General features: G+C 62.7%; 11 protein-coding genes. All 11 read right to left on the bottom strand.

The genetic code is table 11. The features are described 5' to 3' along the window. Nucleotides 1-13 precede the first annotated feature (13 nt). Nucleotides 14-220 (bottom strand): hypothetical protein, encoded by a 207-nt coding sequence (locus ABZ194_RS29580; protein ID WP_355600307.1) that lies wholly within the window; start codon nt 218-220, stop codon nt 14-16. A 20-nt stretch (nt 221-240) separates the two neighbouring features. Then, nucleotides 241-555: a recombinase family protein gene (locus ABZ194_RS29585; RefSeq protein ID WP_355600308.1), complete on the bottom strand. Its 315-nt coding sequence runs from the start codon at nt 553-555 to the stop codon at nt 241-243. Nucleotides 556-641: 86 nt separating this feature from the next. Further along, on the bottom strand, nt 642-812 hold the full coding sequence (locus ABZ194_RS29590; protein ID WP_355600309.1) for a hypothetical protein: 171 nt from the start codon (nt 810-812) through the stop codon (nt 642-644). Between the two features lie 6 nt (nt 813-818). Continuing rightward, a complete protein-coding gene (gene tmk / locus ABZ194_RS29595; RefSeq protein WP_355600310.1) occupies nt 819-1,460 on the bottom strand; it encodes a dTMP kinase in 642 nt (213 codons plus the stop codon). Further along, nucleotides 1,438-2,301, bottom strand: a complete 864-nt coding sequence (locus ABZ194_RS29600) for an aldo/keto reductase (RefSeq protein WP_355600311.1) — start codon at nt 2,299-2,301, stop codon at nt 1,438-1,440. Before ABZ194_RS29600 ends, tmk begins: the two co-directional genes overlap by 23 nt. Further along, a complete protein-coding gene (locus ABZ194_RS29605) occupies nt 2,288-2,863 on the bottom strand; it encodes a 3'-5' exonuclease (protein WP_355600312.1) in 576 nt (191 codons plus the stop codon). Before ABZ194_RS29605 ends, ABZ194_RS29600 begins: the two co-directional genes overlap by 14 nt. Next, entirely contained in the window at nt 2,856-4,010 is a 1,155-nt protein-coding gene (locus ABZ194_RS29610) for a hypothetical protein (RefSeq protein ID WP_355600313.1), read from the bottom strand. Before ABZ194_RS29610 ends, ABZ194_RS29605 begins: the two co-directional genes overlap by 8 nt. Nucleotides 4,011-4,216: 206 nt before the next feature. After that, on the bottom strand, nt 4,217-8,737 hold the full coding sequence (locus tag ABZ194_RS29615) for an ATP-binding protein (protein WP_355600314.1): 4,521 nt from the start codon (nt 8,735-8,737) through the stop codon (nt 4,217-4,219). An 82-nt stretch (nt 8,738-8,819) separates the two neighbouring features. Further along, on the bottom strand, nt 8,820-9,698 hold the full coding sequence (locus ABZ194_RS29620) for a helix-turn-helix transcriptional regulator (protein ID WP_355600315.1): 879 nt from the start codon (nt 9,696-9,698) through the stop codon (nt 8,820-8,822). Then, the gene (locus tag ABZ194_RS29625) at nt 9,658-10,203 is read right to left on the bottom strand and encodes a DUF6879 family protein (protein WP_355600317.1); all 546 of its coding nucleotides are present in this window, start codon (nt 10,201-10,203) and stop codon (nt 9,658-9,660) included. The genes ABZ194_RS29620 and ABZ194_RS29625 overlap by 41 nt, the downstream gene beginning before the upstream one ends. Continuing rightward, the gene (locus ABZ194_RS29630) at nt 10,200-10,436 is read right to left on the bottom strand and encodes a hypothetical protein (protein ID WP_355600316.1); all 237 of its coding nucleotides are present in this window, start codon (nt 10,434-10,436) and stop codon (nt 10,200-10,202) included. The genes ABZ194_RS29625 and ABZ194_RS29630 overlap by 4 nt, the downstream gene beginning before the upstream one ends. Nucleotides 10,437-10,635 lie beyond the last annotated feature (199 nt).

The following is a 10,635-nucleotide window of genomic DNA, read 5'->3' on the forward strand; positions in this document are numbered from 1 at the left end:
GGCGATCGGGAACCTACCTCCGGCCGTGTACGAAGATCAGCTTGCTAGGATGACGGCACTGGCTGCATGAAACCGGGTGTCCACACCCCGGGGGGAACGCCAGCACCAGCCGCAGTGCGAAGGTGAGTTGGTCTTCGTGCGAAATGTCGTCGCTCAGCAGGCCCGCGACGAACTGACCGGCGTCGGTGTTGATGTCCTTGAGCTGTTGGACGATGACCATGCTCAGGTCGCGCCGATCCACTACGCACTGTCCGGTGTCAGCACGCAGGCGTTGGCGACGCACTCCAGTCGCTCAATCATCTGTCCGCACAGAAGCCGGTGGCCCGATAGGTGCTCCAAGGACGGCACGACCACATGCCGTGCTTCGGCGCGCGTGAGTTCGGCAACCAGCTCCTCGAACGCCGAGCGCGAGCCTTCCTGGCACTCGAAGAACGTCGTGGCGTAACAGAAACCCTCGGCCTCGGCGAAGCGCTGAAGCTCCGAAACCAAGCGGTCAAGCTCGTCGTCGGGCGTCTCGTCGGGTGCGCGCAAATAGCCGTAGATCAAGGGCTTCACGGTGGTCGTCTCCAACGGTGGGGACCAGACCGGCGACGGGCACAGGGCTCACCGCCGCCGGTCCGGCCGACTAGGGTGGCGTCTCCTCAGAGGGCGAGGTTGTGCTCCGCGAGCACCGCTCGCTCACACGGGAAAGCACAGCCACACGCGGCGCACAGGCCGCGGTCGTCGGTGTGCTCGTTCAGAACAACAGTGGCGAGCTGGTGCAGCGCGTCGATTTCGCTACTCGCCTCGGGGACGGTGACCGTCTCGACCACGCCCGCTCACCCCGCCGCCGGAGCGAAGAAGGTCAGCAGCCGGTCGCGGATCAACGCCGCGGACTGCTCGGGAGGTCGCCTGTTGACGTCCACCCGCAGCACGTCGAAGCCCGCCTGGATCAACCGCTCGGTGGCCTGCCGGTAGAAGTGCGTCTCCGCGTGCGAACTGCCCGGCGAGAGCTGGAAGCGGTTATGCGGCCCGCGCTCCTGAAGCCGTTCCGAGATGACCTCGGGGTCGGCTTCCAAGATCACGGCGAGGTCGGGCCGGTCAGCTTCGGCGTTGAGCTCCCAGAGGAAGGCCGGGTCAATGCCGTCGAACCGCTGCATCACCAGACCTGACGGGATGTACCGGTCACTCAGCACGACGCGGCCGGCTTCGGTGTTGGGCCGGACTTCGGCCTCAAGGTGGTGATACCTGTCGGCCGCGTACAAGCAGGCAAGAGCATGGCCGGTGGTCGTCTCGGTCATCTCCCGGCACAGCGCCCCGATGGGGCCGGTACTCGGCTCGGCGGTGACGTGCACCTCTTCGCCAGCGGCCACCAGGAGTTGCGCGAGGTGCTGGACGATCGTGGACTTCCCGGCGCTGCTCGGCCCATCCACGCTGACGAACAATCCGCGCTGGTGGTCAGAGAAGGGCCTGAGACTCATCCTCGCCCCCTCCCGGTTTCTGGCCGGTGGCCGCCAGCTCGATAGCGGCCATGTCGTCACGGGTGAGGCTGATCTGTTCGGCCGCCAGGTTCTCGCGGAGGCGTGCGCTGGAACTGGTGCCGGGGATCGGCGCTATCACCGGCGAGCGGTGCAGCAGCCACGCCAGCGCGAGTTGCGCCGATGTCGCGCCGTGGTCCTGCGCGATCTGCCCCAGAGCATCGGACGGGGTGAGCGCTCCGGCCGCCAGCGGCGCGTACGGCACGAACCAGATGCCCGTCGCCTCGCAGTGCCGGAGCACATCGTCTGACGTCCGGTCGGTGACGTTGTACTTGTTGCTCACCGCCGCGACGTCAACCAGCTCGCTGGCCGTGCGGAGCTGTTCGAGGGTCACCTTGGACAGCCCGATTCGGCCGATCTTGCCGGCGTCCTGCATCTCCCGCAGCACGCCGAGCTGGTCTTCGAGCGGAATGGCGGGGTCGATGCGGTGCAGGTAATAGAGGTCGATCCGTTCGAGCTGGAGCCGCCGGAGGCTCATCTCGACGCACTGCCGCAGGTACTCCGGCCGCCCGCACGCTGCCCACTGGTTCGGGCCTTGGCGCGTGAGACCACCCTTGGTGGCGATGACCAAGCCCTCGGGGTACGGAAGCAGCGCCTTGCGGATGTACTTCTCGGCGGTGAACGGGCCGTAGGCGTCGGCGGTGTCGATGTGCGTCACACCCGCGTCGACCGCATCGCGGAGCACCTGCATGGCCTGCTCCGGGTCGTCCGGTGCGGCCCAGTGGCCGGGGCCGGTGAGCTGCATCGAGCCGAAGCCGATTCGCCTGCCGTTAGAAGAGAGCATCTTCGGCGGCCTCCTTGGGAGGTTGGCCGCGCAGGTCTTCCAGGCTCGCGGCCTTGGTGGCCAGCAGCACGAACAACCGGGCGGCGACCAGCGCGTCATACGTCGCCCTGTGCGGGCTGAGGTCGTCGGGCAGACCCCCGGCCAGGCTGTACGCCTCGACCAGGTTGCCGAGCCGGTAGCTGTCCAGCCCCGGCACCAACCGCCGCGCCAGCTTCAGGGTGTCGAACACTTCCGGCGACTCCCAGTCGGGGAGCTTGCGCTCAAGCACGCCGAGGTCAACGTGGGCGTTGTGCGCCACGAGGGCGTCAGCGTCCAGGGCGGCGAGCACGTTGCCGGTGATGTCCGCGAACGACGGGCAGTCGACCACGTCGTTATTGGTCAGGCCGTGGATGCGGGTGGCGAAGTGCTTGATCGGGGCCTCCGGCTTCACCAGCCAGCTCAGCGGCTCCCCGATGACACCGCCGACCACGGGCACGGCGGCCAACTCCACCAGGTCGGGCGGCTGCTGGCCGTTGCCCTCGACGTCCACGACCACGAAGTTCAGGCTCGTCCAGTCAGTCATCTTGCGTCTCGCCCTTCCAGCCGATGTCGGCACGACCGTGCCGACGTTCACGGTGCGGGTGGCGCACGTCGTGAACCTGGAAACCGAGGGCGTGTTGCAGGTAGTAGCGCGGCTGCTCGGTCGCCAGGCCGGACACCACGGCCGCCCGCTCGGTGATGTCCACGACCACAAGACCACGCGCCTCGGGCAGGCGCTCCGCGACCTCCCGCAACCGGTCGGGTGACGGTTGTGTGTGCGCGTTCCGGCACAGTTCGAGCTGACTCAGCGGGCAGATGTCGCACAGCTCCGGGATGCCGATGTGCCCGTTGTAGTCCGGCAGACCGTGAGCGTAGGCGACCGCGCAGGAGGTCTTACGGAACAGCGGCGTCGCGGCGTCGAACGTGGCGAGCACCCGCTGTTCCAGCGTCTCGGGCACGATCTTGCGCCGCGCGGTGTCCTCGTACGGCTCGGGCAGGCCGTTGGCCTTGTAGTACTCCGCGATCTCGTCCCGGTAGAAGAGCCCCGTGAACACCGTGGCGTCGGCGTGCTGGGCGAGCTGGTAGGCCGCGTCCAGGTGCTCGGGGGTGTCGTTGAGACCGGGAACCAACGGACGCCAGTAGAGGACTGTGCGGTACCGGCGCCGCGCCGGCCCGCTCATGAGCTTCAAGGACTCAGCCGCCACCGACGACGGATAGGGCTCGATCTCCTTGTTGTCGATGCCGCTAAACGTGAACAGCAGCGTCAGCTTGATGTGCTGGAGCTGGTTCAGGCGCTCGATGTCCTCGGGCTTCATCTGGTGGCGCGTGATGACGAGGACGTGGTTGGTCAGCCCGCGCTCGTCCAGGTCTTCGAGCACGGCGAGGGTGTGCGGCCGGACGACCGGAAGGAACGGGTCGGTGGCCCGGTTGAACACCTGCACTGGGGTCACGTGCGGTTGGAAGTACCGGTGAGTCACCAGCTCCTCAACGGCTTGGGCATCGGACATGAGCGCCCGCGGTACCCGCTGATCCCACAGGCCGTAGGTGTGACGGATGCAGTACGCGCAGTCCAGCGGACATCCCTGGATGTGGTTCAGGCTGAGGCCGCTCTTGCGGTACTCCACGACTTCGCGGGCGCGGTCGGGAAGCTTGTCGATCTGGTCCCTGCTGAGCAGAGCAACGCGGGTCACCACTGGCTACTCCCAAGTCCCTTGAGGACGGACGCTGTTCGGCGTCCTATCGGCAGAGTAGGAAGGAAAGGCCGTGATGAATAGAAAGTTTCTTGGTATTTCTCGAAACTCTCGTGCTCGTGAATGCGCGGGAAACTACCAGCAAGGTCCGGAGCTCGGTCCCTGATGCAGAAGTTATCCGCCTGGTCTGGGTCGAAGGATGAATCTCAATCAGATAGGTCGCGTTCCGTCCTCTTTGGTGCGTCCGCACTCATGGTCAGGCTCGATGTAAGCCGTGCGTTGGTAGTTGCCTCGATGTACGGGTGCTTGCCGTCGTGGCTGTCACTAAGTTCCATTCGTTCAAACCAGTGCAACACGACAAGATCAAGCTTGTTCTCTTCAAGAAACTTCCGGAGGAATCTTTCCTGGACTAGAAGGGCCCGACTATCGTCACCCTCTTCCTCGTAGTAGGTAAAGACGGGGCTGCCGTCGGCAGCGAGCCAGCTCGGTCCGCGCATGTCGAAAGTCAAACGAGCGGCCTGCTGAATGAAGGTCGAAGGCAGGACTGCGCTCGCAGTTTCACTAATAGAACAATCGAGTATGCTTCCCTCCCATCCGTACTTCTCAACTGTCGGTACGACCTGGAAAGACTTGCCCCCGATATCAACCTGTCGAAGCTTGTCGTGTCGGTGGTGGCAGGTCGGCCCAACACGACCAACTTCGCCAACGTAGCAACAATCAACATGGCCGTGGGAGTCGACAAGATCGCGGACCTCGTGGCGAGGCTCATCTGGGAGAGCGGCCAAGAATTTCCTCGAGCTGCCAGCCGTGATGAGTAGCGTATCGATGGCACTTTTCTCTTGGAGTCCACGCCAACCCTTGTGGGCCAGTGGATCGACCTTCTTCACGAAACTTTCCAACACGACCCACTTGACACCATTTCGATCACGGACGAACACAGAGTTGGCGACACTTGACTCTGAGGCGGTGTCAGCCAGAAAACGCCCAATATTGCCCTGGTAACGGCTAAAGTTGAGACGCGCTGGCGGCCACTCCTCAAGCTGTATCAGCGGTGACTCCCAAGCTGTCGCGCCGTCAACCTCCTTCTCGCTGAAGGCCCGGAAATCGACCGGGGGAAGGCTGGGGTCGATCTCCCTTTCCCCAATAATCTGATGCAGACCTTCGTACGGCTCACTATCATCGAACCGTCGCGAGGTCTGGTAGTTGTCTGCAACGCGAGCTAGCAATTCGTGGTAAGCCATCCACTGGTACTTTTTGCCCCATCGCTCAGCCTTGTGGCCTTCTCGCCCACGGCCGTGGCCGACGCTGCGGTCTTCGTGTCCGAAGATTTTGGGCGTCCAGCCGAGGCTGAGAGTCCGTCGAAACACCCAGCGCCTAGCGCCTCTCGCCGGATACTCATCGTCGACCGGTTTCGGATAGACGAAGACAGCGTCAAGAAGCTTACGTTGCTCGTCGCTCAATGGATCATCTTCACGCTGTCTGAGGAAGCGGAACGGGCTCATCTCGTGCGGGTCGGGGTTTTCCAACCAGTTGGCAAGCTCTTCCTTCTGCTTATCGCTCAATGAAGCGACAAACTTTTCCCACCGGTTCTTGATGAATCGTGGCTCGCGACGCTGGCGCTCGGGATAATCTTGCCCGATGCGATAGCGCGAGAATTGATGAAGTCCTGACTCAACGACATATCGGCCGAAGTCGCCCATGCTCAGCAGAGAGAAACTGATGGATGAGTAGCTCTCGTCGTCTGGCTGGTCTTTGTGCCAGCCATACTTTGCTTCAATTGCGGCTTCGGTTGGCGGCGGACCAGGCGGCTTCAACCCGTAGGGACGCCGAGCTGAGTCCAAGGCAGAGTCGGGCAACAGCTGGTGAGCCACCGCCCATCGGATGATGCCGAGCCCAGCATCCAGCAGTAGCTCGTCGGGGCGAATCGGACGAGTGAAGACACGTGCGTGTACAGCTTCGGCGAGTGCTTTCGCTTGGTCGCCTTGGGCCGGCGTGCTGCGGAGGAGTGAGCCATAGGCGATGGCAACCACTCGTTGCACCACGTAGGGGTCATCGACGGTCCAGAAGCGCTCAACGAGCGCGCACATGACATCGAGGTGACCACGGAGAAGCTGCACGAGCGCCTTGGTAACCCAGTCGCGCATGAACCGGTTGGGGGACGACAGGAGCCAGCACAAAGGAATGCAGGCCAGTTCAATCACTTTGGCGTCGTAAGCCGGATACGGGCCAGCCGCTGCCCAGCGGGCAAGACGGGCTGCGGGACTAAATTCCTCGAACAGCTCGTGGTATGTAGCAAACCCGAAATCACTGTCCCGCTGCGGCATACGTTGCCCGAGGAGGTAGCCGTGCAACCCGTCGCCATTGAGGCGGTTACCTGGCTGAGGCGCCAGCGTGAACAGCACCCGATAGAATTCATCACGGGACAGATAGCGCTGAGCTTCGTTCAGCAGATCAATAGTGCGTTGAGAGATCGCTTGCGAGTCGCGGTAGGGCAGCGTCTCTACAAGCGAGCGGTATAGCTGACGAGCGCGATGATGTTTTTCCCATGCGGCTTCGGCTTCGCGTCGCTTCGGCTCGGCACCCAGCTTGATTTCTAGAAAATCCGGAACCTCAACGCCGTACACCTCGGGAAAAAAGATGGTAGCCGCTTCATTGATGCCCCAACTACTCTCTTCGGTCAACCACGACTTGAGCGTAGGATCGTTGAGCGGGTCATCAGACAGTGCTAGACGGCGCTTCAGGAGCAGGAAGTCAGCGAATGCCTGGAATACGATCCGGACACCTTCGTCATAGGTGCCACTGCCCAGATAAAGCCGTTCGCGGGTGAGGACTCCTTCTTCTTGAAGGAGACCCAGAATCCTCGTCATGTCGATAGCCGCATCACCCAGCGACGCGCGAGCGACCGCTTCGGCCGCGCTGGTACTCATACTCTCACGGCCGAGTCGGGACAGTTCATCAAGCAAACCGCCGAGCACGCGGCTCACCTGCGATTTCGCCGCGTTAAGCTCATAGCCAGAACTTGCGGCCGGCCGGAACCGTCTGGCGACCGTAGCAACCTTGGCTGCAAGGTAACGTTCAAAGATGGCGACTCGTCCTTGATGGCCATCCGGGATCGTTCCAGGTTCCGCTTGTGACAGGCTCTCGCAGTAGAGGCGCAGGAAGAGCGGAAGTGTAAACTCGGGAGTCAGTAGCGGAATCTTGGGCGCTTCAAGTTTGTAGTGAGCGAAGTACCGCTGCGTTGCTTCGACTTCCCGCTCGGCAAAACCAGGATGCGTCCGACGGACGTAGTGAGCGCCTTCTGCACCCTCCAGAACAAGGTCCTGGTATGTGTCACGACAAGAGACGGCAAGCGCGACGTGTGGATACGGTGCAATCGCTGCCCTGAGTGCTGGAAGATGAACACGCCAGAAGTCGGGTGGAGTGGTCTCGTTAAGCGCATCAACGAAGATGATGAACCGGCTTCCACGCATCGAAGCGGCCTCGCCCGCCGCGTCCATCGCGCGCAGCAAGACGTCCGCTCCGACTGTCTCCAGGCCAAGCTGATCAGCGATGCTCGCCCACATGTTGCCCTGACCAAACTGTGCGCCTGCGAGGAATACCGCGGGGCGGCCACTATCGAGAGCTCGCCGTGTGGCGTCCAGCAATAGGTGTGTCTTCCCAGACCCAGCCTGGCCCGTAAGGAAGTACGCCCGTCGCCGAAACGAGCGGCCCACTGAGGATTCAAGCCAAGAAGTCAGCTCGTCCATCGCGGAGGTGAGGCTGCGCACACCGTAGTTACTAGTCCGCTCCGACGGCTTGATAGCTTTCTTCGGGTCGTCTTTGGGCAGCTCTTGCCATGCCGCCTCAAGTTTGCGTTCGTACGCCTCGGCGGCATAGATCGCGTCTTGACATGCCTCAACCTCAGCAAGCAAGGGGTCAAGTGTTGTTTGCGGATCGCCTGCTTGCAGTGCTAGTGATCCTGCCCTGGCGCTCAGCGCCTTAGCGGTGTCGGAAATAGCCTGGTACAGCAATACGGCTGTTTCATCCTCATCTTTCGTCCAGACCCGCACATCAGCTACGGCCGAGATTACCTCGCGGATTCGACGATCAAAGGCAGCGCAAATGGACTGATCGAAACCAAGCGCTAGAAGGTCTTCCTGGATAGGAATGTCGACCTGTAGATCGGGCCGGTACTTCTCGCTGGCCGCATTGGCTTGTTGGTTATAGCGAGTCGCAAGCCAGTCACTTCCAAAGACGAGGTCGCCCCACCAGAACCAGCGTCGGCCGTTATGCTCCGGCTTGGCCAGTTCGTCCAGCAAGTCGCTTTCTTGTACTAGCTCAAACTCGATTTTGTCGGCACCTGGGATGGTTCGCTGCCAGGTATCGATCTTGTCTTCGTATTTCTTTCGCTGAGACTTACGTTCGCCACCACTCGTGCCTGTCGCAAGGTTCCAGGAGATCGTGAAGGTCAGCTTCCGTAGACCGGGACGCTCGTTGGCGACCCGCTTGACCGAATCGGTCATCGCAGTCAAGAGGGCATCGATGCCTTCGACATGCTTGGCCTGCCAGCCCCACTCAGTACCGTCCGGCAATGGGGCGTACCACTCCACCCCGCCGTCAGGATTGCCGGTTCGGATCGCCTGCGTGCCAGCTGGTCCCTGATTCTTGAGCAACTGAAATGACAGCTCCTCAAAAGCCCGGCTTTGCTCGCCATTCCAGGTACGCAATGTCTTGAAGCTGAAGCTCAATGAGTCCTCCCGCCCGTAGACGGGCAATCAACTGGTAGCATTCTGTACTATTCTACAAGAGTTGGCGGTCCGTAGCGAGTCGCTAGGCTTGGGGTAGTTCTTCTGGTGCGAAACCGTCAATGACCCGGTTGATGATCGCTCGGGCACTGCGGCCGTAGCTGGCGACTCCGGCCAGGCTCTCAAAGATGCCGCCGTACAGTGCGATCTCTTGGGGTTGGGCAAGGTTCAGCTCGGCCGAGAAGGTCTCGACCATCACACGGTCGTTGTCCAGCAGCCAGAAGCCGTGCGAGGGCGCAACAACGTAGGCCGTCTCGAACCCGATGATGCCGAGCCGCACGTTGGGCAGGGCTGACAGCGAGACGAGACGGTCGAGCTGCCCTAGCATGATCTCTGGCGGGCACAGCCGATAGCGGAGAGCTGCCTCGGTCAGCACGAAGTGGAACCGCTTGTCGGGGCGGTACAGGATGTCTTGGCGCCGCACCCGCGCGGCGACCGCTTCGTCAATGTCGTTGCGCACCTTGAAGACGGTGATGCTCTGGGCAAAGCGGTAGCGGGCGTACTCGGCAGTCTGGAGCAAGCCGGGGATGAAGGTGGACTCAAATGCCCGGAACAGCCGCGTCTTGGCGTTGATGTCCGCGACCTCTTGTTGATGCGGCTTGAGGCCGACCCGCAGCTGTCGTTGCCACTCGGCGTGCTGGACTTCGAGCGTGTGGAGCGAGGCGAGCAACCCCTCGGTCTCGCCCTCGCTGTTAGTCCCCCGCGTCCAGTCGCGGATGTCGTCATCGGTCGGCGTCTGCTTGCCGTTCTCCAGCTTCGACACCTTGGAGGGAGGCCACGACAACGACTCCGCGAGCGCCCGCCCGCTCAGTCCTGCGGCGGTGCGGAGCTCGCGGAGTCGCTTGCCGAGTGCATCACGAGCTTCATGAACGCTGGTGATGCCGGTCGTTCGCTTCGGTGGCAAAGTCGTCCCGTCGTACGGCGAGATGCCACGCGGCGTCCCGCCAGTAGTTGTGCTTCACGATCTCGGCGGGGTCCTCGATCAGCTCCCCGCCCAGGAAGTTCTCGTCGTCATCGAAGTGCATCCGCACCAGCTTGGACGAATCGAACAACCAGTAGTCGTAGTCCGGCAGGCCTGAGGCGTCCTCACGCCTCAAGTACCTGATGTCCTCGCCGGCCTGGTTGGTGTGCTCCGAGCAAAAGATGCCGAAGCGGCTGTAGGTGGTGAGAGGTGTGCTCACGACTCGGACACGTGAGAACCGCCGGCCCGCCGCGGTTGCCTCCCTGATCATGCTCAACCAGTTCTGGAACCAGCCCATGTCCACCGGTTCACCGGCCGTGAACTGGTCGAGCGCCGTGGCCTCGTTGGCGGACTTGTAGTGGTCGCGCGTCTCCAGTCGGAAGGCCGTGTGCTCGAAACTGCGGAAGAGCTGGCCGAACTCCGGACCGGGTTCGATGATGCGGCTCAGCGCTCGCCCTCCTGCTCCAGGTAGCGGCGGGCGTACATCTTGAGCACGTCCTCGGGGATCTCGATCAGGGTCTCATGGTCGGGCACGACCCCGACGTCTGCGAGCGCCTGGGGGTCGGTGACCTTCCACCCCTGGGCAATGTACGTCACCCGGTCGGTGCGGTCGGTGGCGAACAGGGTGGGCGACTGCCCCTCCTGGGACTCCGGGTCCTTGCCGAGGAACTGTGCACGCATGATGCCTCCGTTGCGAGAAACTTGGCGAACCGTTCTCGTCCATCGTGGCGGAGGGTGGGCGGGGCGTCAACGGCTGGTGGGCTCGCGTCCGCTCGGTGATCCGTCTAGTAGTACTTCGTTAGGTTGGTTCTGGTGGGTGGTGTTCTGGCCGTGCTGCGGCGGGTAGGTCGCGGTGGCAGGTGGGGCACGCGCCGGTCCA

The organism is Streptosporangium sp. NPDC006007 (genome assembly GCF_040614315.1).
Taxonomy (GTDB): domain Bacteria; phylum Actinomycetota; class Actinomycetes; order Streptosporangiales; family Streptosporangiaceae; genus Streptosporangium.

Bases quoted from the DNA above. Each gene is read 5' to 3' on its own strand.
- ABZ194_RS29580 (WP_355600307.1), bottom strand. From the start codon at position 220: ATGGTCATCGTCCAACAGCTCAAGGACATCAACACCGACGCCGGTCAG.
- tmk (WP_355600310.1), bottom strand. From the start codon at position 1,460: ATGAGTCTCAGGCCCTTCTCTGACCACCAGCGCGGATTGTTCGTCAGC.
- ABZ194_RS29600 (WP_355600311.1), bottom strand. From the start codon at position 2,301: ATGCTCTCTTCTAACGGCAGGCGAATCGGCTTCGGCTCGATGCAGCTC.
- ABZ194_RS29605 (WP_355600312.1), bottom strand. From the start codon at position 2,863: ATGACTGACTGGACGAGCCTGAACTTCGTGGTCGTGGACGTCGAGGGC.
- ABZ194_RS29630 (WP_355600316.1), bottom strand. From the start codon at position 10,436: ATGCGTGCACAGTTCCTCGGCAAGGACCCGGAGTCCCAGGAGGGGCAG.